Origin of the sequence: Manganibacter manganicus (assembly GCF_002075885.1) — a bacterium.
In the GTDB taxonomy this organism is placed as follows: Bacteria; Pseudomonadota; Alphaproteobacteria; order Rhizobiales; family Rhizobiaceae; genus Mesorhizobium; species Mesorhizobium manganicum.
Map to the genome: position 1 here is coordinate 34,533 of NZ_MDET01000008.1, position 23,183 is coordinate 57,715.

21 protein-coding genes are annotated in these 23,183 nt (G+C 62.7%); 9 read left to right on the forward strand and 12 right to left on the reverse strand.

What is annotated here, in order from left to right; all coding sequences use genetic code 11:
• Positions 1-25: 25 nt before the first annotated feature.
• The 6 genes from gndA to BFN67_RS06705 all read right to left on the reverse strand — a co-directional run bounded on the left by gndA (position 26) and on the right by BFN67_RS06705 (position 5,690).
• Positions 26-1,450: an NADP-dependent phosphogluconate dehydrogenase gene (gene gndA / locus BFN67_RS06680; RefSeq protein ID WP_080918856.1), complete on the reverse strand. Its 1,425-nt coding sequence runs from the start codon at positions 1,448-1,450 to the stop codon at positions 26-28.
• A gap of 108 nt (positions 1,451-1,558) precedes the next feature.
• Positions 1,559-3,178, reverse strand: coding sequence for a copper resistance CopC/CopD family protein (locus BFN67_RS06685; protein ID WP_080918857.1), 1,620 nt, complete (start codon positions 3,176-3,178; stop codon positions 1,559-1,561).
• A gap of 18 nt (positions 3,179-3,196) precedes the next feature.
• The gene (locus tag BFN67_RS06690; protein ID WP_425349752.1) at positions 3,197-3,736 is read right to left on the reverse strand and encodes a YcnI family copper-binding membrane protein; all 540 of its coding nucleotides are present in this window, start codon (positions 3,734-3,736) and stop codon (positions 3,197-3,199) included.
• Complete coding sequence (locus BFN67_RS06695) at positions 3,726-4,214, reverse strand: copper chaperone PCu(A)C (RefSeq protein ID WP_080918859.1); 489 nt, start codon at positions 4,212-4,214, stop codon at positions 3,726-3,728. Before BFN67_RS06695 ends, BFN67_RS06690 begins: the two co-directional genes overlap by 11 nt.
• A 99-nt stretch (positions 4,215-4,313) precedes the next feature.
• A complete protein-coding gene (locus tag BFN67_RS06700) occupies positions 4,314-4,664 on the reverse strand; it encodes a DUF2946 family protein (protein ID WP_080918860.1) in 351 nt (116 codons plus the stop codon).
• A gap of 111 nt (positions 4,665-4,775) precedes the next feature.
• Positions 4,776-5,690: a GntR family transcriptional regulator gene (locus BFN67_RS06705; RefSeq protein WP_080918861.1), complete on the reverse strand. Its 915-nt coding sequence runs from the start codon at positions 5,688-5,690 to the stop codon at positions 4,776-4,778.
• 193 nt (positions 5,691-5,883) lie between these two features.
• Between BFN67_RS06705 and BFN67_RS06710 the strand changes: the two genes are divergently transcribed.
• A complete protein-coding gene (locus BFN67_RS06710; RefSeq protein WP_080918862.1) occupies positions 5,884-7,392 on the forward strand; it encodes a UxaA family hydrolase in 1,509 nt (502 codons plus the stop codon).
• Between the two features lie 203 nt (positions 7,393-7,595).
• On the opposite strand, the gene BFN67_RS06715 is transcribed toward BFN67_RS06710, so the two are convergent.
• From BFN67_RS06715 to BFN67_RS06740, 6 genes are all read right to left on the reverse strand, one after another.
• Positions 7,596-8,651, reverse strand: a complete 1,056-nt coding sequence (locus BFN67_RS06715; protein WP_080918938.1) for a linear amide C-N hydrolase — start codon at positions 8,649-8,651, stop codon at positions 7,596-7,598.
• 45 nt (positions 8,652-8,696) lie between these two features.
• Positions 8,697-9,512, reverse strand: a complete 816-nt coding sequence (locus BFN67_RS06720; RefSeq protein ID WP_192856769.1) for a hypothetical protein — start codon at positions 9,510-9,512, stop codon at positions 8,697-8,699.
• A gap of 199 nt (positions 9,513-9,711) precedes the next feature.
• Positions 9,712-11,022: an amidase gene (locus BFN67_RS06725; RefSeq protein WP_080918864.1), complete on the reverse strand. Its 1,311-nt coding sequence runs from the start codon at positions 11,020-11,022 to the stop codon at positions 9,712-9,714.
• 16 nt (positions 11,023-11,038) lie between these two features.
• The gene (locus tag BFN67_RS06730) at positions 11,039-11,380 is read right to left on the reverse strand and encodes a hypothetical protein (RefSeq protein WP_080918865.1); all 342 of its coding nucleotides are present in this window, start codon (positions 11,378-11,380) and stop codon (positions 11,039-11,041) included.
• Between the two features lie 289 nt (positions 11,381-11,669).
• Positions 11,670-13,307, reverse strand: a complete 1,638-nt coding sequence (locus tag BFN67_RS06735; protein ID WP_080918866.1) for an acetate--CoA ligase — start codon at positions 13,305-13,307, stop codon at positions 11,670-11,672.
• 28 nt (positions 13,308-13,335) lie between these two features.
• A complete protein-coding gene (locus BFN67_RS06740) occupies positions 13,336-14,970 on the reverse strand; it encodes a GMC family oxidoreductase (RefSeq protein WP_080918867.1) in 1,635 nt (544 codons plus the stop codon).
• A 349-nt stretch (positions 14,971-15,319) separates the two neighbouring features.
• On the opposite strand from BFN67_RS06740, the gene BFN67_RS06745 reads away from it, so the two are divergent.
• From BFN67_RS06745 to BFN67_RS06780, 8 genes are all read left to right on the forward strand, one after another.
• Complete coding sequence (locus BFN67_RS06745; protein WP_192856770.1) at positions 15,320-16,489, forward strand: ABC transporter substrate-binding protein; 1,170 nt, start codon at positions 15,320-15,322, stop codon at positions 16,487-16,489.
• 20 nt (positions 16,490-16,509) lie between these two features.
• Entirely contained in the window at positions 16,510-17,289 is a 780-nt protein-coding gene (locus BFN67_RS06750; RefSeq protein WP_080918869.1) for an ABC transporter ATP-binding protein, read from the forward strand.
• Positions 17,289-17,999: an ABC transporter ATP-binding protein gene (locus BFN67_RS06755; RefSeq protein WP_080918870.1), complete on the forward strand. Its 711-nt coding sequence runs from the start codon at positions 17,289-17,291 to the stop codon at positions 17,997-17,999. Before BFN67_RS06750 ends, BFN67_RS06755 begins: the two co-directional genes overlap by 1 nt.
• A gap of 7 nt (positions 18,000-18,006) precedes the next feature.
• A complete protein-coding gene (locus BFN67_RS06760; protein ID WP_080918871.1) occupies positions 18,007-18,894 on the forward strand; it encodes a branched-chain amino acid ABC transporter permease in 888 nt (295 codons plus the stop codon).
• A gap of 1 nt (position 18,895) precedes the next feature.
• Complete coding sequence (locus BFN67_RS06765; RefSeq protein WP_139789059.1) at positions 18,896-19,876, forward strand: branched-chain amino acid ABC transporter permease; 981 nt, start codon at positions 18,896-18,898, stop codon at positions 19,874-19,876.
• Between the two features lie 194 nt (positions 19,877-20,070).
• Positions 20,071-21,207, forward strand: coding sequence for an amino acid ABC transporter substrate-binding protein (locus BFN67_RS06770; RefSeq protein WP_245295176.1), 1,137 nt, complete (start codon positions 20,071-20,073; stop codon positions 21,205-21,207).
• 168 nt (positions 21,208-21,375) lie between these two features.
• Complete coding sequence (locus BFN67_RS06775) at positions 21,376-22,239, forward strand: branched-chain amino acid ABC transporter permease (protein ID WP_080918873.1); 864 nt, start codon at positions 21,376-21,378, stop codon at positions 22,237-22,239.
• Positions 22,236-23,183 carry a branched-chain amino acid ABC transporter permease gene (locus tag BFN67_RS06780; RefSeq protein WP_080918874.1) on the forward strand — a complete coding sequence of 316 codons (948 nt, stop codon included), beginning with the start codon at positions 22,236-22,238 and terminating at the stop codon, positions 23,181-23,183. Before BFN67_RS06775 ends, BFN67_RS06780 begins: the two co-directional genes overlap by 4 nt.

Genomic DNA, 23,183 nt, shown 5'->3' on the forward strand with positions numbered 1-23,183 from the left:
TCGGATGCCGCCTTCCGAAAGCGGTTCAGCCCTGTTCCATGCCCCATGGTCCGTGAAACGCGCCCTCGGCATCGATGCGTTCGAAGCCGTGCGCGCCGAAGAAATCGCGCTGCGCCTGGATCATGTTGGAGGTTCCGCGCCCTTGCCGGTAGGCGTCGAAATAGGCAAGCGCGGAGGAAAGCGCCGGCACCGGCAGGCCGGCTTCCGCCGCCCGCGCCACGATGCGGCGCAGCGACGGATGCGCTTCCTTCATCATCGTGATGAAAGCCGGCGCCATCAGGAGATTGCCCTTGCCGCCGCTCTTGCCGAAGGCCTCCGCGATGGTGTCGAGGAATTGCGAGCGGATGATGCAGCCGGCCCGCCAGATCCTGGCGATGGTCGGCATCGGCAGGTTCCAGCCGAATTCCTTCGATGCGCCTTCCATCACTGCAAAGCCCTGTGCATAGGCGGCGATCTTGCCGGCGAACAGCGCCAGTTCGAGGTCCTTCAGCAGCGCGTCCTTCGCGCCCGAAATCCGCTCCACTTCGAGCGTGCCATAGGCTTTCTCGGCGGCAAGCCGTTCGGCCTTGAACGAAGACAGCACGCGCGCCGCCACCGCCGCTTCGATGGCCGTGGCAGGGATGCCGAGTTGCTGCGCCTCGATCACCGACCATTTGCCGGTGCCCTTCTGGCCGGCGCGGTCGAGAATGATGTCGACCACCGGCTTGCCGGTTTCGGCGTCGTCGGCTTCCAGCACTTTCGCCGTGATCTCGATGAGATAGGAATTCAGCCGGCCCTCGTTCCAGCCGGCAAAGACCGGCGCGATTTCCTTCGGCGCCATGGCGAGCCCGTCGCGAAGGATGCCGTAGATTTCGGCGATCATCTGCATGTCGGCATATTCGATGCCGTTGTGGATGGTCTTGACGAAATGGCCGGCGCCGTCCGGCCCGAGCCAGGCGGCGCAAGGCTCGCCCTTGTACTTGGCCGAGATGGCGGTGAGCACGTCTTCGACGCGCGTCCAGCTTTCCTGTGTGCCGCCGACCATGATCGAGGGACCGTGCCGCGCGCCTTCCTCGCCGCCCGATACGCCCATGCCGATGAAGGTCAGGCCGGAGCCTTGCAGTTCCGTGAAGCGGCGCACCGTGTCGTGGAAATTGGCGTTGCCGGCATCGATGATGATGTCATTGGCGGATAGTTCATCGCGCAGCGCCGCGATCTGCTCGTCTACCGGCTTGCCGGCCAGCACCATGATGATGACGGGGCGCGGCGGGCGTATGGCGTCGGCCAGTTCGGCAAGGCTCTTGCAGGGAACGATCCGGCCCTTCAGCGCGCCGGCATTTTCGACGAAAGCGTCGGTCTTGGACGCAGTTCGGTTGAACACCGCGATGCGGTGACCCTTTTCCGCGATGTTGAGCGCGAGGTTGGAGCCCATCGTGCCAAGGCCGATCAGGCCGATTTCGGCTTTTTCCATTCTTTGTCCTGCGAAGCTTGGATCGTTTCCGGAGGGCATGTTTGATCCCCTGCGCCGCGTTCGTCAACTCGCCGACCGTATCCGTGCAACCGACTTATGGTTTGCCGTTCATGGACGAATGGCGATGGCGTCCTTCAGCGTCACCATGTCGAAATCCGACACGAGAATGTCGAGCCGCACCATCCAGCGGCCGGCGAGCGGAACGACGAGGCCGTCCACCCGCCAGGTGCCGTCGCCCGCCTTGTGGGCCTCGCGCCTGATCGCCTCTATGCCGCTGTCGGGCTTCGACAGGACGAGCGTAACCGCCTTGGCATCGAGCGGCCCGAAATCCCCTGTCATCAGCATGATCGAGGCCGTCACCGGCCCGGTGTGGCCGGGGGCGAGCGAAAGATCGGCCATTGCCTTCGCCGTGTGGATGTGGATGGCAGCGGGCTGGGCAGCCGCCAGCGCCAGCGCGCGCGGCGGCGGCGTGAAGCGCCAGCCGGCGGCGACCCCGAAGACGGCCAGCACCAGAAATATCTCGACGCCGATGGAGCGGACGAGGTTTCGGCTGGAACCGGCATGGCTCGCTTCGGCCGGCGCGGTCAGTTTCCAGCGATTGAGGGCGGCGAGTGAAAACAGCCCCGCCAGCAGCACGAGCTTGGCCGAGAGGAGATTGCCATAGGCCGTGGTCAGCAAGGCGGATGGCGTGCCGACCTGCACGATGGCCAGCACGACCCCGGCGATGACGAGAATGGCGACGACAGGCAGGATAGAAAAGGAAAAGCGGCGCAGGAAAGCGGTCGCGCCGGGCGCCCGGCGTTTCAGGGCGAGGCCGAGCGGCGCCAGCGCGCCGCACCAGAAGGCGATGCCGATGCCGTGCAGGAACACCATCGACCGCATCAGCCATTGCGGATCGGCGGCGCCGGCGTGGCCGCTGGCGGCAAGCGCCAGGCCGGTGCCGAGGAGGGCGGCGAGCGAAAGAACTTTGCCGGCGCGCGGCAGCATCAGCGCCAGCAGACCCAGCAGTAATGCGGCCAACGCAATCCATATCGTGAAGCGGAAGGTCGTTTCGAGCGCGGCGCGCCAGATTGCCGGCGTCAGGATATGCGTCAGCGGCGCGCCAAGCGCGTCGAGCCCTTGCAGGCCGAGCGAAAGCGGCGCGGCGGCAAGCCCGGCGAGCAGCGCCGTGGCAACGAACCGCTTTCCATCCCGGCCGCCTCCAGCCAGAAAGGACAGCGCGAAGGCGCCGCCAATGCCGAGAAAAAGCCCGGCATAAAGCGCGACGCGGGCGAGCCAGATCGCGGCGCGGAGATTCCAGTCCACGGACTCGGTGGCGGCGGGTGCGGCGCTCGGTGCGCCGAGTGAGAACAGGATCGAGCCGGCGACCGGATGGCCGTCGGCGGAAACCACGCGCCAGCTCAGGACATGCGTACCTCTTGCGAGCGGCGCGGGATTGTCGACCACCACAGTGTGGTCGTCGAGGTGGAAGGCGGTGAGCGGCAGCACGGTGCCGTCCGGCCGCACGAGGTTCAGCACCAGCGGCGAGACCGGCTCGCTGAACGTCAGCGAAAAGCGAGCCGGGCTTTGCGCCAGCACCGCGCCGTCCGCCGGATCGGTGGCGATCAGCGCGGCATGCGCGAAGGCTGCGGCGGGCGCGACGCAGATGACGAGCGCCACCGCCAGAAGACGGGCAAGCCATCGCAGGCCGCCGGTTTCGCGGCTGCGGCTTTCACATGCGCTCATCATCTTCGCCCGCCGCTGCCGTTATTTTTTCCGCCGAAGCGTGATCGCGGGCGCCGGCTTTTCGAGCGAATCCTCGCTTTCACCGGCCTGCGGGATCTCGATCCAGCGTTCGGCTGCCTCACCGCATTCCTGCACGACCGGGAAGTAGAGCTTTTCGCCGGCCGGAAGGTCCGCCGACAACTGCCCGCGCATCACGAACTCGTCATAGAATTCGTCCGGCAGATCGCCGCCGCTCCACTTCACTTCCAGCACGCCCTCAGTAACCGTCTCGCCCCAGAGTTGGTATGGCGCGGCATATTTGCCCCTGACCGTTTCCAGCTTCCAGCCGGGCTTGGGCATCGGCTTCACCGCGATGAAGCCTTCCGGCATTTTCACGCGGATGGCCGTGGTCGCCTTGCCTTCGCAGCCATGCGGCACGCGCAGCACCGCCTTGTAGCTCGACCCGATGGCCGCCTCGCCGGTCTCCAGCGTGACATGAGCGAAGGCCGCCGGCGCGCCGGCCAGAAGAAACCCGGCGGCGAACAGCGGCCTGAAGCCCGCGAGCATGAACCTATTCCGCATGGTCGTGTTCCATCTTCATGCCGGTCTCGCCGAGGCCTTGCACCGCGAATTCGACCGTCACCGCGCCGGCCTTCTCGAAGGTCAGCGTCGCCTTGAAGTCCTCACCTTTTTTCGGGTGCTGTTTCAGGTCCATGAACATGACATGATAGGCGCCGGGCTTGAGCGCGACGGTGCCGCCGGCCGGGATTTCAAGCCCGCCCTCGACGGGCCGCATGGTCATCACGCCGTCCTTGACGGCCATTTCGTGCACCTCCGCCTTGCCTGAGATGCCGGATGAGATGGAAACCAGCCGGTCGGCGCTGGCGCCGGTGTTGGTGATGGTGAGATAGCCGCCGGCGACGCTGGCGCCTTGTGGCACCGCCCGCGACCAGGGATGATCGATCTCGAGATCGCCGGTCTTGAATTCATGGGCCGAGGCGATTTGCGAACCGCAGATGACGATAGCAGCGGAAAAAAGCGCAGCACGGATGTGGGACATGGGATTGCTCCATGGAAAGAGAAGCGCGCGGGTAAAGCGCGAAGATTTTTCTGAATTGGACGATCATGCCGGCGGCAGGTTCCGTGCCGGCAGGAAAATTCACGCTGCCGGAGGCGCGCGCGGGTTAACCGGGCTGCGTTGGCGCGCGAATGAAAGATGCGCCGATGCCGGGAACCGGAAAGCGACAGGCTCGAAGATGATCGTGCGTGCAAATGCTGCGGCGTCCACCGGAGGCGCCAGCAGCGGCGCGGCCATCAGGCAGCCGAAGGCGCAGCAGGTCGGGATGGTGTGCCGGCTGGTGTCGGCCGGGCCGGGCGCGGCGCCTTCGTGCGTGCAGATGACATTGCCGAATGCATCGAGCTGCGCGGCTTGCGATGCCGCGCCGGCGGCAAAGGCGCCGAGCAGGGATTGCAGCAACAGGAAATAGGCTGCGGCAAATGCCGCCACCATTTTCCATATTGCGCGCTGGTCCCGCAAATCCGCCTCTCAAGATAATGCCGGTTCATTAGCACGGGCAGGGCTTTGCGGAAATCGGCAAATCGCCCCTGCGGCAACGCGGCTTTATTTCGCGCTGTTATCAGCTTCGGCCTGCCCGCAATCGGGGATCGAGGCGAGCAATGTCTGGCGGGCCGATTCCAGATGCTTGCGGCAGGCGGCCTCGACCCTTGCCGGATCGCGCGATTTCAGCGCCGCGATATAGGCCAGGTGCTCGCTGAGCGCGACGGTGTTGCGCTGGCGTTCGCCGACCTTGTTCCACTGGTAGTGGTAGTGGAAGATCATGGCGATGACGTCGTAGAAATCGACGATGAAGCGGTTGTGCGAGGCACGATGCACCAGCCGGTGAAAGCGCTCGTCGAGCTCGGAAAACGCCGTGAACCGCTCGGCGATGGCGGCCTCCAGTTCGCGATGCTCCACCTCCAGCCCATCCAGTTCGGCCCACGCCGGATTGCCGGGCGGCAGGCGGCAGAAGGCCGCCGCCGAACGCAGTTCGAACATTTCGCGGATTTCGGTCAGTTCCAGCGCGAAGGCGCGGGTAAAGCCTTTCAGCACCCAATGCGAATTGCGCCGCTTCTCGATCAGGCCGAAACGGGAAAAGCGGATCAGGAACTCGCGCAAGCTGGTGGTGCCGACGCCGATCTCGCGCGCCATTTCCAGTTCGTTGATCTGCATGCCGGCTTCCGCGCCGCCGGCCAAAAGCCGGCGCATGAAATTGCGTTCGATGATCTGCGAAAGCGTGTCGGTTTCCTCGTCAGGGAAGAAATCACGGTGCTGCGGCGCGCGCAGCACCGTCTTGTCGCGCTTGTTCCATAAAATCAGCCCGGTTTCCTCCATGCGCGCGAGTATGGCGCGCACGGTGGTGCGGCTGACGCCAAGCAGCGCGCCCAGTTCCGGCTCCGAGGGCAGGCGGCGCGTCTCTTCCACCAGCCGCAGGGCGCGGTTGTAAGCCTCCTTGTAGACATTGTTGCTTTTCGACATTGCCAGCCCGAATTCCCGTGGCAATCATGGCCGGTCAAGACATGGCACGGCGGAATGCCGTCTGGAAATAATCATTGACGGCAAATTGTTTTTTCACGATAAAAGACATTACCCAGAAGCCTCCCTGTGTCAATCCGAAGCGGCAATCTGCGAGCCGCCGCCGGCCTGACCCCAGCACTCCAGGAATTTTCGCGTGAACCCGGTCAACGTCATCCTGCTTTCTCCCGCCGACAATGTAGCGGTCGCCAATGGCCGTATCGAACAGGGCACGGAACTTCCCGGCGGGGGTACTGCCGCGGACGCCATCGAATCCGGCCACAAGGTGGCGATCAAGTCGATTGCCGCCGGCGAGGCGGTGGTGAAATACGGCCAGGCCATCGGCCGCGCCACGCAGGACATCGCGGCGGGCCATCACGTTCATTCGCACAATCTGGCGTTCGAGGCCGGCACCCGCCTGCCGGCGGTGCCGCCGAGCGAGGCCGAACACGCCACGAAGGCCGACCAGGGCCGCACCTTCATGGGCTATCGTCGTGCCGACGGGCGCGCCGGAACGCGCAATTTCGTCGGCATCATCGCCAGCGTCAATTGCTCGGCCACCGTGTGCCATGCCATTGCCGACGAGGCCAACAAGAGGCTTTTGCCGAACTATCCCAATATAGACGGTTTCGTGCCGATCGTGCACGGGCAGGGCTGCGGCATGAGCGCCACCGGCGACGGCATGATGGTGCTGCACCGCACGCTGGCCGGTTATGCGCGCCACCCCAATTTCGGCGGCATGCTGATGGTCGGGCTTGGCTGCGAGGTCAACCAGTTGACGCTCTACGGACAGAAGGGCGTCGCCGCCGGCAAGCGGCATTTCAACATCCAGGACGCCGGCGGTTCGCGCAAGTCGGTCGAAAAGGCGATGGGCGTGCTGGCCGAGATCGCCGAGGAAGTGGGCGCGTACACGCGTGAGCCGATCCCGCTCAGCGAGATCGTGGTCGGCCTGCAATGCGGCGGCTCAGACGGCATGTCGGGCATCACCGCCAATCCGGCGCTGGGGGCCGCTGTCGATATATTGGCCGAGGTCGGCGGCATCGGCATTCTTTCCGAAACCACGGAGATCTACGGTGCCGAGCACCTGCTCGCCTACCGCGCGGCCTCGCCGGAAATCGCGGAAAAACTCGACGGCCACATCAAATGGTGGGAAGCGCATGTCGCCAAGCATGGCGCGTCCATCGACAACAACCCGTCACCAGGCAACAAGCGCGGCGGCCTGACGACCATCCTGGAAAAGTCGCTCGGCGCTGTCGCGAAAGGTGGGAAATCGCCGCTCAACGGCGTGTTCGGCTATGCCGAGAAGGTCAGCGGCCACGGCCTCGTCTTCATGGACACGCCCGGCTACGACCCCGTCTCGGCCACCGGCCAGGTGGCGGGCGGCGCCAATGTCATCGTCTTCACCACCGGGCGCGGCTCCTGCTTCGGCAGCCATCCGACACCGTCGATCAAGGTGGCGACCAACTCCACCATGTATCATGCCATGGAAGAGGACATGGACGTCAATTGCGGCGTCATCGCCTCAGGCGAAAAGAGCATCGGTGAAATGGGCCGCGAGATTTTCGAACTGATCGTCGAGACGGCCTCCGGCCGCAAGACCAAGAGCGAACTGTTCGGCTATGGCGACAATGAATTCGTGCCCTGGCACCTCGGCGCGACGCTGTAGGGTTGGTCGGTGCCTCTTAAAGCGCGTCGCGATCTTTCAGATTCGCTCTATGCGCTTTAGCTCATTGATTTTATGCATGTCTTTGTCTCGAAGCCGGTTCTTCAAAAAGACTCTCGGCTTTTACGCTGGATAATTTTTGGCGTAAGAATCGCTTGCAAAAGGTCGGAATTTTGCACGCGACTTTTGCGACAGGTATTTTCCCTTCATTCGGCCTCCATGAAGTCGAACGGTTTTGCGGGGACGAACTGACTCGATGCCTCGCCGGCAAGGACGCGGGCCATATCTACCCCGAGATCCAGCTTGCGGACATGCGCGCCTTCGGAGAAGTCGAGCTTCTTCAAATCCACCCAGAAAACGTTGGGTGACGTGGCCGATTCGCCATAGAAAACCATGCCCTTCTGATCCGCCACCACGCGCCAGCGGGTCGTGGACAGGTTCGGTGCCTCTGGAATACTTACGCCATACGGTGCCGAAGCGTTGCGGATAACGCTGAACACGGCGGCGGCGGCAATCCGCGGGTCGCCGCTTTGGGTCACCGCGTTGATATAGAAGCCGGCGCGCACGAAGCGGTCTTCGGAGCGGCCACTGCCGGGTAGGAATTTGAGGGGGTCGACCGCGCTCCAGTATTTCTGGGTGGCGAGCTGAGCGTCATAGGGCGGATCGTTCGTCACCACCTGATAGGCGCGGTCATGATGGATGCTCAGCTTTCCATCGATCCACTCAAGGACGGCGCTGTCACCGGTCGGATCAGAAAGCGTCAAATGCAGCGGTGCTAGACTGCCAGGACGGCCGGGCACTTCACCGCTGACCACCTCTATGGGATGGCTACGCGTGTATTCGACCGCCTTTGCGACCGTCGCGAACTGATCGAGATAGAACTGCGCCCAGATCGAAAGCGACATGCGAGGTGTCGTCCCGTCGTCTTCCGGGAATTTGGTCGCGTTGAGCCATAGCAGGCTGGCGTTGAGGCCTGCTTCATTCATGCCGTCGACCGTCGAGATATCATAGCCGGAGACGGTCAGGCTGCCGTATTTCGATGTCCATTCCACCGAACGCGGGCCAGCCGCTCCGCTGCGCTTCATCCCACGGGGAAAAACCCAGAAATTGCTGACCATCGGGTCCTTGAAGTCCATGTTGCGGCCTGTGAGAGTTCGCCCGTTAGGCCCTTGATAGACGACCCGCGTGCAGGCCTGTGCTTCTGCGGTCAGAAGCGCCACGGCGGCGGTCACGGTGGTGAGAATGCGTGTGAATCGAGACATGTCGAACACCACTCCGTAAGAAGAACTGCGCTAAACCCTTGCCAATCAGAACCGATAGGTCATGCCGAAAACCGGGCCGCTGAGACGTGTGTCATAAACGTGCCCGTCGTGATCGTAATCGACGTCGAGCACCTTGTAGCCGACCGAAGCGGAAAGGTGATCGCTGAAGACGTAATTGACGGTAGCCAGCGCCGACCATGTGAAGTCCGATCCCGCGCCGAAACCGCCGATATCGGCCTGCGCCTGAAGGGACAGCTTTTCCGTCAGGGGAAGGAAGGCGCGCAGGCCGACCAGTGGATCGGCCCAGCCGAAGCTTTCGCCATAGCTGACAGAGCCGCTAACCGGGCCAAGACTCCCGATAAGCGTCACATCGTTGGAGATGTGCCAGAAACGCGCGCCGCCAAGGGCGTCGAGGGTGAATTGCGGCGTGTCGATGACACGGTAGCCGCCCATCAATGTCGCGGTGAACTGCTTCGTGTCGACTTTCGCATCGATGTTTCCGCCCGGCGGTATCGTGCCGACGCCGGGAATCGTCAACGCCGGCAGCGGTCCGGAGTTATGGCCGTCCGTCGTATCGACATACATGATGTCACCCGAAAAGACGAAGCGATCGTAGCGCCCCCAAATGTTGATGAACCCGCCGAAGTTCAGATCGTCCATAACGTCGGAGAACGACTTCTCGACACCGATCGTCGGGCCGCGCCGGAACGGCGAAATATGCCCGTCGAGCCCAGCCGCCCACATATAGGGCGTGACCTGCAAGGCCCAATTTGAGGATTCCGCCGGGGCGTGATCTTCCGGTACGTCAAGTGTAGCGTCCGCGCCATAGGCGGCATGTGCGCCGCAGAGGGACAAGGCTATGGTAGCGGCATAGCAAAGCGACGGAGCTACGCCGCCACCATGGGGCGGACCGTGGGATTTCTTGCTAGACAGAAATAGCACGAAGCGCCCCCTCTTTTCGTATCCGTATTACCTAAACAGACAACATCCGTTAGTAAATCAGCTTTGTCGAGCGCGGTGATCCTCAAAGGTTTCGCGACGGTTGGGCGCGAAAAATTCTCTATCCGGCCAATCGTCTTTCGACGGCCGCTGCCATCGCAAACAGCCTGCGGTCCTGGCCGTTGCGCGCCACCAGCATCAGGCTGGTCGGCAGGGCAGTGCCGGGCATGGGCAGCGAGATGGCGCAGAGGTCGAACTGGTTGGCCATTTGCGTGTTCCTGAGCAGCAGGCCCTCGATACGGTTCGACAGGACGGCATTGTCCTTTAGCGATGCAATCGGCGGGGCGACGATGGGCACGGTCGGCAGGACCAGCGCGTCGATATCGGCCAGGCGCTCATCCATGGCGGCCATCAGGTCGGCGCGCCGGCGCATGATGCGGATATAGGTGGCGGCCGGAATGGCCGACGCGCGCGACAGCGGTTCGCTGACGCGCGGATCGACCGGCGTCGAGGCACCATGCGTCAGCCAGTCGGCATGGATTGCGGCGCCCTCGATGGCCGCGATCGAGCCTTGCCTCGTCGCTTCGCGCATGTCCACCAGCAGATCGTTGATGGCGAAGTCGGTGACGCGGGCACCGGCATTGGCAAGCTGGCCGACCGCGCGCTCGAATGCCGCCTCGACCTCGCTCTCCATATGCTCGAACAACCGTCCGCGCGGGATGCCGAAGCGCAGATCGGACAGCGCGGCGGGCTTGAGGGCCGCCGGTTGCCCGTTGCCAGTCCACGAGTCGGCCATCACTGCATCGGCAAGAGCGCAATCGGCGACGCTTTGCGCCAGCGGGCCGACCGAATCGAGGCTTGGCGAAAGCGGAAAGGCGCCGGCCAGCGGAATGCGGCGTGCTGTTGGCTTGAAGCCGACGACGCCGTTCAACGCCGCCGGGATGCGGACCGAACCACCGGTGTCGGAGCCGATCGATATGGCGCTGGTGTCTTCGGCAACGGATACGCCGGCGCCGCTGGAAGAACCGCCGGGAATGAGCGACGGGTCCGCCGCATTGCCCGGCGTGCCGTAATGCGGGTTGAGGCCGAGCGCGGTGAAGGCGAACTCGGTCATGTTGGTCTTGCCGAGAATGACCGCGCCGACCCGGCGAAGCCGTTCGACCACCGGGGCGGTCTGTGCCGCCGCAGGTGCGCTGTTGCGCAGCAGCGAGCCGGCGAGCGTCGGCTCGCCGGCAATGTCGAACAGATCCTTGATCGAGACAATAGCGCCATCCAGAGGCCCGAGCGAGGCGCCAAGCCTGCGCCGCGCATCGGCTGCATCGGCCGCCGCCCGCGCCGTCTCGGCATAGAGCTTTACGAACACGCGCTCGTCGTCGGCGCGTGCTTCCAGGCGCGCGAGAATGGCTTCAAGCTGGTCTCTGCAAGATGTCATGATCGTCTCGGTGGGTTTAGCGACCCTGAAGCACGCGAATGATGGCTGGCGTCACCTGGCCGCGCGACGCTGCGCTGATGTCGGCATGCGACAGGCGGCCGGATGTGATGCCATGCGTGATTCTCTTGCAGTAGAGCCTGGGCGTGTTGCGCACGGAGGTGTTCATCACCTTGGCGATGTTCTGCCGGGTCTTGAGCGGTTTGCGGGAAATATTGCGCGTGCAGGTCCTGATGAAATCGCTGCGCATCGCCGAACTGCCCCGCAGGGCCTCGCGGCTCGATGCATAAGTCGATGCGGAAATGCCGCAACCGGAAAGAACGAGGCCCGCAAGGACCAGCGCAACGTAACTCTTCATCATGTTGAAATTTCCTCTCCTCCCGCTCCCCGCCGGTTCGGTTATCACCCTCGCAGGTTGCAAGGTCAATCGCCGGATGCCGAAGGAAGCAGATGGAGAGCGGGTCCGTGAAATCAACACTGGCGGCCAACATTGCGCCCAACAATGCGCTGTTGGGCACCAGGCCGTGAAAGCCCGCACAATACAGGGGCGTTCAGTGTTCTTGCCTGCCGAAAGGCCGGCTTATCGCAACAATGCAATCCAACAATGCTCCGCGGTTTTCCATCATTGTGGATGCCGGCGCGCCGGCGCTTCAGGTGCGATCCTGCTGGCGCAGTTCCACCCGCCGGATCTTGCCCGAAATGGTCTTGGGCAGCGCCTCGACGAACTCGATCTCGCGCGGATATTTGTAGGGTGCGGTCAGGTTGCGGCAGAATTCCTGAATGTCGAGCGCAAGCTCCTGTGAAGGAGAAAAGCCTTTCGCCAGAATGACATAGGCCTTGACGATCTGGCCGCGCGTTTCATCGGCCTTGCCGACCACCGCGCTCTCGGCCACCGCCTTGTGCTCGATCAGCGCGCTTTCCACCTCGAACGGGCTGATGCGGTAGCCGGCCGAGGAGATCAGGTCATCGGAGCGGCCGACGAACCACAGATAGCCGTCCTTGTCGCGTGTCGCGGTGTCGCCGGTATAGTACCAGCCGTTTCGGAACGAGGTGCGGTCGAGTTCCTTGCCGGTATAGTAGCCATGAAACAGGCCGCCCGGATGCGGCTCGGTGATCCTGACCGCGATATGGCCGACCTCGCCGACCGGACGGCGGTTGCCGTCATCGTCCACCACGTCGACATCGAAGCCCGGAACCGGCTTGCCCATCGAGCCGTAGCGCACCTCCTCGGCCGGAAAATTGGCGACGATGTTGATCGTCTCGGTCTGGCCGTAGCCATCGGCGATCACCGTGCCGGTGGCCTCTTTCCAGATGCGCATGACCTCCGGGTTGAGCGGCTCGCCGGCGCCGAGCGAACGACGCAGGCTGGAAAGATCGTATTGCGAAAGATCGAACTGCGCGAACAGGCGATAGACGGTGGGCGGCGCGCAGAATGTGGTGACGCCAAGCTTGCCGATGAGCTTCAGATGCAGATCGGCGTCGAAGGCGGCCGGGCCATCGTAGAGCACGATCGGCACGCCGAGCGCGAATTGCGGGAACAATATGCCCCATGCCGCCTTCGCCCAACCGGTATCGGTCAGCGACCAATGAATATCGGTGCGCCGCAAATCCATCCAGAACAGGCCGGTCGCCACATGCGCCAGCGCATAGCCGTGGTCGCGCGGCACCATTTTCGGCATGGAGGTGGTGCCGGATGTGAAATAGGCCATCATCATGTCGGTGGCGCGCGTCTTGGGAAATGCCGCGCGGTCGATGTCCGGCGATGCGTCGGCGAGCAGCCGGTCCAGCGAAAGCCAGCCGTCATGCGCGCCGTCGGTGACGATGAAAGTCTTCAGCGTCGGGCATCTGGCGCGGATGGAATCGACCTTGCCGCAATGCTCCGAGCCGACCACGATGACCGAGGCGCGCGAATGGTTGACGCGGTATTCGAGGTCATGCGCGGTGAGCAGATTGGTGCCGGGCATGGAAACGACGCCCGCCTTCATGCAGCCGAACAGCACCGTGTACCATTCCGGCAAGCGGCCCATGACGACACAGGCGAAGCTGCCCGGTTCCACCCCTTTTGCCTTCAGCGCATTGGCGAAGCGGTTCGAGTTTTCGGCGAAGGCCGAATAGGGGATGTGGCTTATGGTTTCGCCGTCGCGCGAAACCGCAATCACCGCCGTATGATCGTCGCGCGCGGCCCAGTCGTCCACGACGTCGAAGCCGAAGTTGAAATATTCGGGAATGTTCAGGCGAAAGCCCTGAGCCGCTTTCCCGTAATCGCGTTCGACGGACGAGAAGTCCATTTGCGTTCCTCCTCCAGTGGGCCTGAACTTAAACCTGTTTCCAGCCCACCATCAATTCGGCGGCCTTTTCGGCGATCATCACCGTCGGTGCATGGGTGTTGCCGGAAACGATGGTCGGCATGATCGAGGCATCGACCACCCGCAGCCGCTCCATGCCATGCACCTTGAGATCGGCGCCCACCACCGCCATCGCATCGTCGCCCATCTTCGCCGTGCCCACCGGATGGAAGATGGTGGTGGCGATGTCGCCGGCGGCGCGCGCCAGATCGTCCGGGCTGCTGATTTCGGTGCCCGGCTTGAATTCCTGCGGATGATAGGCTGCCATGCGCCTTGTCGCCATCAGGCGGCGCGCGTGCACGATGGATTGCGCGGCGACCTCGCGGTCGGCATCGGTGGAAAGATAGTTCGGCCGGACCGCCGGTGCGGCCTTCGGATCGGCCGAGCGGATACGAATATGGCCGCGCGACTCGGGGCGCAGATTGCACACCGATACGGTAATCGCCGGGAAGGTGTGCAGCGCCTCGCCAAACTTCTCCAGCGACAGCGGCTGGACGTGGAATTCGATGTTCGGCGTGTCGAAGCGCGGGTCCGAGCGCATGAAGATGCCGAACTGGCTCGGCGCCATGGCCATCGGCCCGGCGCGCTTCAGGGCATATTCCAGCGCGATGCCCGCCTTGCCCCAAAGGCTCGCCTGCCGCTCGTTGAGCGTCGCCGCGCCCTCGATGCGGAAAGCGGTGCGGATCTGCAAATGGTCCTGCAAATTCTCGCCGACGCCGGGCAGATCGTGCACGATATCGATGCCGTGCTGCTTCAGCAGGGCGGCCGGACCGACGCCTGACAATTGCAGCAATTGCGGCGAGTTGACTGCGCCTGCCGACAAAAGCAGTTCGCGCCCGACCCGCGCCTCGGCCAGCTTGCCGGACGCATCGCGAAACAGGATCGCGGTGGCGCGGTTGCCGTCGAACACGATGCGCTCTGCCGCCGCATGGGTGACGATGCGCAGATTGGGCCGCCTCCTGACCGGGCGCAAAAAGGCGCGCGCTGCGCTGAAACGCACGCCGCCCTTCTGGTTGACCTCGAAATAGCCGGCGCCCTCATTGTTGCCGGCGTTGAAATCGTCTGTCGGCGGAACGCCGAGTTCGGCGGCGGCCTCGCGCACGGCGTCGAGGATCGGCCAGCTCAACCGCTGTTTTTCCACCCGCAGCGGCCCGCCTTGACCATGGGCATCATTATCCAGCCGGTAATGATCCTCGGAACGGCGGAACACCGGCAGCACCTCGCTCCAGCCCCAGCCGGGATTGCCGGCTTGCCGCCACAGATCGTAGTCGCGCGCTTGGCCACGCATATAGATCATGCCGTTGATCGAGGAACAGCCGCCGAGCACCTTGCCACGCGGATAGGCCAGCGAGCGGCCATTGAGGCCCGGCTCGCTTTCGGTGCTGTAGCACCAGTCTGTGCGCGGATTTCCCATGCAGTAGAGATAGCCGACCGGGATGTGGACCCAGTGGTAATTATCGCTGCCGCCGGCTTCCAAAAGCAGGACGCGATTCTTTGGGTCCGCGCTCAGCCGGTTGGCCAACACGCAGCCTGCCGAGCCCGCGCCGATGACGATGTAATCCCACTCGCCGTAGTCGGTGAGATTGGAAGTGGTTTCGTTGCCCATGGGCAATTCATCATCGAGATTGGCGCTGCCCGCAATGCAACTAAGGTAAAAAAAATGGATCTGGCTTACGGCCGGACATGCCGCCGCGGCATAATACAAAAGTAAGCGTTCTCGCGGCCGGGCCGCGGTGCTAGCCTTGGGCCGCATGTATATCACAGCCCGCCATCTACAGACATCATCACCAGGACATGACTGCGAGACCGTGCTTCGTCCTTGACGAAAGTGCGCCGAGGCGATCATTCTTGGATCAATAACAAGAGCCGTCTGCATGTCGGCCGGCTGAACAAGGGAGGACGATAAGGTGAAACTGACCCATCTCGTTTCGACAGCACTTCTGGCCGCCACCGCCATGACGGCCGGTGTGCTTTCGGCCAATGCCGCCGACATTTCGGACGGCAAGATCAAGATCGGCATTTTGAACGACCAGTCGGGCGTCTATGCCGATTTCGGCGGCAAATGGTCTGTCGAGGCGGCCAAGATGGCGGTCGAGGATTTCGGCGGCAAGGTGCAAGGCGCACCGATCGAGATCGTTGATGCCGATCACCAGAACAAGGCCGACATCGCCTCCAACATCGCCCGCAAGTGGTATGATACCGAGCAGGTCGATGCGATCATGGAATTGACCACCTCCTCCGTGGCGCTGGCCGTGCAGGGCATCTCCGAGGAAAAGAAGAAGATCGACATTGTCACCGGGGCCGCGACCACGGACCTGACAGGCAAGGCCTGCTCGCCCTATGGCTTCCACTGGGCATACGACACCCATTCTCAGGCTGTCGGCACCGGCGGTGCGCTGGTCAAGCAGGGCGGCGATAGCTGGTACTTCATCACTGTGGATTATGCCTTCGGTCATTCGCTGGAAGAGCAGACCACTAAATTCATCGAGGACAAGGGCGGCAAGGTGCTGGGCGATGTGCTCTATCCGCTTGGCGCGACCGACTATTCGTCCTTCCTGTTGCAGGCACAGTCGTCCGGCGCCAAGGTCATCGGCCTTGCCAATGCCGGCCTCGACACCTCAAACTCGATCAAGCAGGCGGCCGAATTCGGCATCGTGCAGGGCGGGCAGAGATTGGCGGCGCTGCTGTTCACCCTGGCCGAAGTGCATGGTCTTGGTCTCAAGGCGGCGCAGGGCGTGGTGCTGACCGAAGCCTATTACTGGGACCGCGACGACAAGAGCCGCGAGTTTGGCGAGCGCTTCCTCAAGCGCACTGGCCGCATGCCCAACATGATCCAGGCCGGCACTTATTCCGCCGTGATGCAGTATCTGAAGGCCGTCGACAAGGCCGGCACCGACGCCACCGAGCCGGTGGCCAAGCTACTGCACGAAATGCCGGTGAACGACGTCTTCACCCAGAACGGCAAGGTACAGGCCGACGGTTCCATGGTGCATGATATGTATCTGTTCCAGGTCAAGAAGCCGGAAGAGAGCAAGCGCGACTGGGACTACTATACCTATCTTGCCACCATTCCCGGCGATGAGGCTTATCTGAGCGCTTCGGAAAGCGGCTGTTCGCTCAAGTGAGCGTAGCGGCAGGCGTGGCCATGTCGCCCCTTGTCAACGAAACGACCGGGCCGCAGGCGGTGCTTTCCGCCCGCGGCCTGAGGCGCGACTTCGCCGGCTTCACGGCCGTGCGCCATGTCGATCTCGACGTGCATCACGGCAAGATTCATGCCCTGATCGGTCCCAACGGTGCCGGCAAGACGACGGTCTTCAACCTTCTGACCAAGTTCCTGGCGCCAACGGCCGGCTCCATCGAATTGCTGGGGCGCGACATTACAAAGACTTCGCCGGCGGCGGTGGCGCGCATGGGGCTGGTGCGCTCGTTTCAGATTTCGGCGATCTTTCCGCATCTGAGCGTTCTCGACAATGTGCGGGTGGCGCTGCAGCGGCCGGGTGGTCTCGGCACACAATTCTGGCGACCGCTTTCGGCGCTCGATCGGCTGACGCCGCGGGCGCAGGAGTTGCTGGCCATGGTAGGGCTTGCCGACGACCGGCATCGGCTGGCCGGCGACCTTTCCTATGGTCGCAAGCGGGTACTGGAGATTGCCACGACGCTGGCACTCGACCCCAAGGTGCTGCTGCTCGACGAGCCGATGGCCGGCATGGGGCATGAGGATGTGAGTACCGTTTCCGACATCATTCGCTCGGTGGCGAAGGATCGCGCCGTGCTGATGGTCGAGCACAATCTGACGGTGGTAGCCGACCTTTGCGACTGGATCACGGTGCTCCAGCATGGCGATATCATCGCCGCCGGCGACTATGCCACGGTGAGCGCCGACGAGCGGGTGAGGGTCGCTTACATGGGCACGGAGGAGGCGTGATGACTGATGCTTCGCCGCTGCTTCGCGTACGCGGGCTCAATGCATGGTATGGCGAGAGCCACGCGCTGCATGGAGTCGATCTCGACGTTTCTCGCGGCGAGACGGTGACGCTGCTCGGCCGCAACGGCGTCGGCAAGACCACGACGTTGCGCGCCATCATGGGCCTGATCCGCAAGCGCACCGGCGAGATTGCCTTCGAGGGCCAGGACCTGATGCGCATTCCGCTGCACCGCACGGCACATTCCGGCATCGGCTTCGTGCCGGAGGAGCGCGGTATCTTCGCCACGCTCACGGTCGATGAAAACCTGCTTCTTCCGCCTGTGGTGGCTGAAGGCGGTATGAGCGTCGAGGAAATCTTCGACCTCTTTCCCAATCTCAAGTTCCGCCGCAACAGCCAGGGCACCAAGCTTTCCGGCGGCGAGCAGCAGATGCTGGCGATCGCGCGCATGCTGCGCACCGGCGTCAAGATGCTGCTTCTGGATGAGCCGACGGAAGGACTGGCGCCGGTGATCGTGCAGCGAATCGGCGAATTGCTGGCCACGCTCAAGGCGCGCGGCATGACGATCCTGCTGGTGGAGCAGAATTTCCGTTTTGCCAGCCGTATCGCAGACCGCTTCTATCTGATGGAGCATGGCAAGGTTGTCGGTGCCTTCCCGGTTGGCGAACTGCCGTTGCAAATGACGCGGCTCCACGAAGTTCTGGGGGTGTGATGCGGCCATGACGATGATCTTTGGCATTCCCATCCAGGCGTTTCTCGGCCAGTTGCTGGTCGGCCTGATCAACGGTTCCTTCTACGCCATGCTGAGCCTCGGCCTGGCGGTCATTTTCGGGCTGCTGCGCGTCATCAATTTCGCCCATGGCGCGCAATACATGTTCGGCGCCTTCGTCGGTTATCTGCTGTTGACCTATCTCGGTATCGGCTACTGGCCGGCGCTGATCCTCGCGCCGCTGGTCGTCGGCATTTTCGGCATGGTGGTGGAGCGGCTGGCGCTGTCGAAACTCTACAGCATCGATCCGCTTTACGGCCTGCTTTTCACCTTCGGGCTTGCTCAGGTGATCGAAGGCATCTTCCGCTACTATTATGGCGTGTCGGGCCAACCCTATTCGGCGCCGGTACAACTTGGCGGCGGTGTCAATCTCGGCTTCATGTTCCTGCCCGTCTATCGTGGCTGGGTCGTGGTCGCCTCGCTGATCGTGTGCCTCGGCACCTGGATTTTGATCGAGAAGACCCGGCTCGGCTCCTATCTACGCGCGGCGACCGAAAATCCGACGCTGGTACAGGCCTTCGGTGTCAATGTGCCCTTGCTGCTGACGCTCACCTACGGTCTCGGCTCGGCGCTGGCCGGCTTTGCCGGCATCCTCGCCGCACCGGTCTATCAGGTCAGCCCGCTGATGGGTTCGGATCTTATCATCGTCGTCTTCGCGGTGGTCGTTGTCGGCGGCATGGGCTCGATCCTCGGCGCCATCGTCACCGGATATATGCTGGGGCTGGCCGAGGGATTGACCAAGGTCTTCTATCCCGAAGCTTCCAATCTGGTCGTCTTCGTCATCATGGCCGTCGTGCTCCTTGTGCGGCCGGCCGGCCTGTTTGGAAGGGATGCCTGACATGGCCGAAACCACGCTTCAGGAAGCGCGCGCCACAGGTTCCGCCCGATTGGAATGGGCGCTGGTGGCGATCGGCATCGCGGCGCTGATTGCCGCCCCTTTCTTCTTTTATCCCGTCTTCCTGATGAAGATGCTGTGTTTCGCGCTTTTTGCCTGCGCCTTCAATCTGCTGCTTGGCTATACCGGTCTGCTTTCCTTCGGCCACGCCACCTTCTTCGGTGGCGCCGCCTATTTCTGTGCCCATGCGGTCAAGGTCTGGGGCTGGCCGCCGGAAGCCGGCATCTTGCTCGGCACGGCAGGGGCGGCGGTGCTTGGGTTGGTCATGGGCTTCTTCGCCATCCGGCGTCAGGGCATCTATTTCGCCATGATCACGCTGGCGCTGGCGCAGATGTTCTACTTCTTTTGCGTGCAGGCGCCGTTCACTCGGGGCGAGGACGGCATACAGGGCGTGCCGCGCGGGCACCTGTTCGGCCTGCTCGACCTCAGCCAGCCGCACAATATCTACTACACTGTGCTGGGGATATTCCTGATCGGCGTGTTCGCCATCTGGCGTATCGTCAACTCGCCTTTCGGCATGATCCTGAAATCGATCCGCGAGAACGAGAGTCGGGCTATTTCGCTGGGCTATTCGGTGGCCAATTACAAACTGGCGGCCTTTGTCATGTCGGCAACGCTCGCCGGACTGGCTGGAGCGACCAAGGCACTCGTCTTTCAATTCGCCACGCTCACCGATGTCACATGGCAGATGTCCGGCGAGGTGATCCTGATGACGTTGCTCGGCGGCATCGGCACAATGGTCGGGCCGATTGTCGGAGCGGGGCTGGTGGTGACGTTGCAGAACACGCTTGCCACTTCCGGCTTCCCGGTGACGATTGCCACCGGCCTCATCTTCATGGTCTGCGTGCTCGTCTTCAGGCGTGGCATTGTCGGCGAAATCTATGCGCGTCTTCTCACCTCGGTAGGGACGGGGAAGAAGGAATGACGCCTGCCAACCGTGCCGCAAAAGTGAAGATCATTGACAAATGTTGCATGCTGTTTGCGGCTAAGGAATTGCAGTGGCGAATTTTACACCAATCGTTTTTCAAGTCAGTCAGGGAGAAAAAAATGTCGAATAGAACCTTGCGCCTGGCGGGTGCCATACTAGGGGCGGCTGCCATTTTGTCATGCGCGCCGGCCATGGCTGAGGACATCGTCCTTGGCGCGTCCGTCCAACTCACCGGTCCGGTTGCCAATACCGGCCGTTACTATCGGGACGCCTATCAGTTCACCATCGACAAGATCAATGAGGCCGGCGGCATCAAGGTCGGCGACAAGCAATACAAGTTGGCGCTGAAGCTCTACGACAACCAGTCGGACGTGAATCTTTCAGTCAGGCAATACACGCAGCTTGTCTCGCAGGACAAGGTCAACCTGCTGCTCGGCCCGTTCGCCAGCAATTTCGCGCTTGCCGATTCCGCCGTATCGGAAAAATACCAGATCCCGATGGTTCAGGGCGGCGGCGCGTCCGACCAGATATTCTCGCGCAAGTTCAAGTATATTTTCGGTACGCTGGCGCCAGCAAGCAACTATTTCGGCTCCACCGTTTCCATGATGAAGGAGCTTGACCCCAAGCCGAAATCCGTGGCGCTGCTTTATGCCGACGATGCTTTCGACGTTTCGGTGGCCGAGGGCACGCGGCCTTTGCTCAAGGACGCCGGCTTCACCATCGCGCTTGACGAGCGCTACACCTCGAACGCCAGCGACTTCAATTCGCTGCTCTCCCAGATCAAGAACGCCAATGTCGATGTCGTTCTGGTTGCCGGCCACGAAACCGAGATCCTGAATTTCGTGCGGCAGGCAAAGAGCCTCTCGGTGGCGCCGAAATTCTATTCGTTCACCGTTGGCGTGCCGAGCGAGGATTTCCGCAAGGCGCTCGACAAGGATGCCAACTATGCCTTCGGCATGACCGCCTGGCTGCCTTCGGCCAAGCTCAAGGACAAATGGTTCGGTGACGCCGAAACCTTCGCCAAGGAATACAAGGCCAAGTTCGGCTATGATCCGGACTATCACGCGGCCTCCGGTGCTGCCGATGTCGAGGCGCTGGCTCAGGCGCTGGAAAACGCCGGCACACTCGATCCCAAGGCGGTGCGCGACGCCATTGCCAAGCTGAATTTCGACAGCCTCTACGGCACTATCGCGTTTGGCGAGAACGGCCAGATCGACCTGGCGCAGACGGTCATCCAGATCCAGGACGACAAGCTCGTTGCGGTTTATGACGCCAAGGGTTTTGTCGAGAAGCCGAAATATCCGATGCCTGCATGGAATGCACGCTGACCAGTTTCGGGGCATGACTGGGCGCGCAACCCGCAGGTGTGGGTTGCGACAGGGATGAAAAAGTGAGAAGCGCCTCGGCAAACCAGAGGTGCGGTCATGAAGCGGAGCGGCGTTTGCCATCATGGCGACTCCGCTTCGCGCGGCACAAAATGAAGAGGGGATGACGGGTTGGATCTGCTGGCGCAAATCCTGATCAACGGCATATTGCTTGGCGGGCTTTATGCCGTGATGGCACTGGGCCTCGCCCTTGTCTGGGGCGTGCTCAATATCGTCAATCTGGCGCATGGCGCCTTCATCATGCTGGGGGGCTATCTCTCTTGGCACCTCTATACCTATTTGGGCATCGACCCGTTCCTCGGCCTGCCGATCACGGCCGTGGTGATGTTTGGCCTTGGTTACTGCCTGCAGCGAGGGGTGCTCAACCTGATCGTCCGGGCGCCAATGTTCAACACGCTGTTGATTACCTTTGGCCTCGAGGTCGTACTCACCTATCTGGCGCAAATGGCGTTTTCCGCCGACTTTCGCACCATCAATCCGTCCTATGCCGGCTCCAACATTGCGCTCGGCCCGGTGGTCATTCCGATGGCGCGGCTGATGGCCTTCGGCGTCGCTGTCGTGCTGACCGTCGGCATGTGGCTGTTCCTGCTACATAGCCGGCTCGGCCGCGCCATCCGCGCCACCGCACAGAACCTCGTCGCCGCCCGGCTTTACGGCGTCGAGCCGCGCCATCTCTATGCCATGACCTTCGGCATCGGTATCGGCCTTGCCGGTGCGGCGGGCGGGCTCTACGGCACGGTTTCGCAGATCGACCCCTATATTGGCGCGACCCTGACGGCAAAGTCCTTTGCCATTGCCATCATCGGCGGCCTCGACAACCCGCTCGGCGTGCTGGTCGGCGGGCTGGTGCTCGGCATCATCGAATCGCTGACGGTGCTTTATATCGGTGCCACTTTTGGCGACGTGGCGAGCTTCGGCGTGCTGGTTCTCGTTCTTATCGTGCGGCCGAGCGGCCTTTTGGGGAAAACGGCATGAAGGCGCTCGTCTCGATCCTGCTCGTTGTCGCGGTGGCGGTGCTGGCTGCCGTGCCGTGGTTCGGCTCCGACGTGCTGGTGCAGTTCGGCATCAATGCGCTTTTACTGGCGGTGCTGGCGCAGGGCTGGAACATCATCGGCGGCTATACCGGTTACGCCTCCTTCGGCAATTCGGTGTTCTACGGCCTTGGCAGCTATGGCGTGGCCATCGCCATGGTGCAGTGGGAACTGCCTTTCGCGGTCGGTATGATTTTCGGCGTGGTACTGGCCGTCGCCTTCGCCTTCCTGCTCGGCCTGCCGGTGCTGCGGCTGAAGGGCCATTACTTCGCCATCGCCACACTGGCCTTGGCGCAGGTGATGATCGCCATCGTCTCCAATATCGGGATAGCGGGGCAGAATATCGGCCTCGTCCTACCGCCGCTCAACAATGACCCCCTGTTCTACGAACTGTCGCTGATCCTGCTGGTGGCGGCCACGGCGACGGTGTTCTGGCTGACACGCATCCGCTTCGGCTTCGGCCTGATCGCCATTCGCGAGAACGAGGAGGGCGCGGCGGTGATGGGTGTCAACACCACGCTCTACAAGGTGCTGGCCTTCGCGCTGTCCGGGGTCTTCTCGGCACTGGCTGGCGGCATCCACGCCTATTGGATCACCTTCCTCGATCCTGCCAGCGCGTTCGACATCAGCCTCAACGTCAAGATGATCATCATGGCGGTGTTCGGCGGGCCGGGCACGGTGCTGGGGCCGGTGCTTGGCGCCTTCGTGCTTTCCGGGGTTTCGGAGGTGTTGTCCAGCGAGGTTACCAGCGCAGCCGGCCTGTTCTTCGGCCTGGTCGTGGTGGTGGCGGTGATCTTCATGCCGCGTGGCCTGGCGGATCTGATGCGCCGGTTCCGCACCAGCGGCTGGCGTTATTTCGCCGAAAATCTCAGGGCGCACCGCATATGA

Excerpts from the sequence above, each read along its gene's own strand:
- gndA (WP_080918856.1), bottom strand. The coding sequence starts at position 1,450 with ATGGAAAAAGCCGAAATCGGCCTGATCGGCCTTGGCACGATGGGCTCC.
- BFN67_RS06685 (WP_080918857.1), bottom strand. The coding sequence starts at position 3,178 with ATGATGAGCGCATGTGAAAGCCGCAGCCGCGAAACCGGCGGCCTGCGA.
- BFN67_RS06690 (WP_425349752.1), bottom strand. The coding sequence starts at position 3,736 with ATGCGGAATAGGTTCATGCTCGCGGGCTTCAGGCCGCTGTTCGCCGCC.
- BFN67_RS06695 (WP_080918859.1), bottom strand. The coding sequence starts at position 4,214 with ATGTCCCACATCCGTGCTGCGCTTTTTTCCGCTGCTATCGTCATCTGC.
- BFN67_RS06700 (WP_080918860.1), bottom strand. The coding sequence starts at position 4,664 with ATGGTGGCGGCATTTGCCGCAGCCTATTTCCTGTTGCTGCAATCCCTG.
- BFN67_RS06705 (WP_080918861.1), bottom strand. The coding sequence starts at position 5,690 with ATGTCGAAAAGCAACAATGTCTACAAGGAGGCTTACAACCGCGCCCTG.
- BFN67_RS06715 (WP_080918938.1), bottom strand. The coding sequence starts at position 8,651 with ATGTCTCGATTCACACGCATTCTCACCACCGTGACCGCCGCCGTGGCG.
- BFN67_RS06725 (WP_080918864.1), bottom strand. The coding sequence starts at position 11,022 with ATGACATCTTGCAGAGACCAGCTTGAAGCCATTCTCGCGCGCCTGGAA.
- BFN67_RS06730 (WP_080918865.1), bottom strand. The coding sequence starts at position 11,380 with ATGATGAAGAGTTACGTTGCGCTGGTCCTTGCGGGCCTCGTTCTTTCC.
- BFN67_RS06735 (WP_080918866.1), bottom strand. The coding sequence starts at position 13,307 with ATGGACTTCTCGTCCGTCGAACGCGATTACGGGAAAGCGGCTCAGGGC.
- BFN67_RS06740 (WP_080918867.1), bottom strand. The coding sequence starts at position 14,970 with ATGGGCAACGAAACCACTTCCAATCTCACCGACTACGGCGAGTGGGAT.
- BFN67_RS06745 (WP_192856770.1), top strand. The coding sequence starts at position 15,320 with ATGACGGCCGGTGTGCTTTCGGCCAATGCCGCCGACATTTCGGACGGC.
- BFN67_RS06750 (WP_080918869.1), top strand. The coding sequence starts at position 16,510 with ATGTCGCCCCTTGTCAACGAAACGACCGGGCCGCAGGCGGTGCTTTCC.
- BFN67_RS06755 (WP_080918870.1), top strand. The coding sequence starts at position 17,289 with ATGACTGATGCTTCGCCGCTGCTTCGCGTACGCGGGCTCAATGCATGG.
- BFN67_RS06760 (WP_080918871.1), top strand. The coding sequence starts at position 18,007 with ATGACGATGATCTTTGGCATTCCCATCCAGGCGTTTCTCGGCCAGTTG.
- BFN67_RS06765 (WP_139789059.1), top strand. The coding sequence starts at position 18,896 with ATGGCCGAAACCACGCTTCAGGAAGCGCGCGCCACAGGTTCCGCCCGA.
- BFN67_RS06770 (WP_245295176.1), top strand. The coding sequence starts at position 20,071 with ATGGCTGAGGACATCGTCCTTGGCGCGTCCGTCCAACTCACCGGTCCG.
- BFN67_RS06780 (WP_080918874.1), top strand. The coding sequence starts at position 22,236 with ATGAAGGCGCTCGTCTCGATCCTGCTCGTTGTCGCGGTGGCGGTGCTG.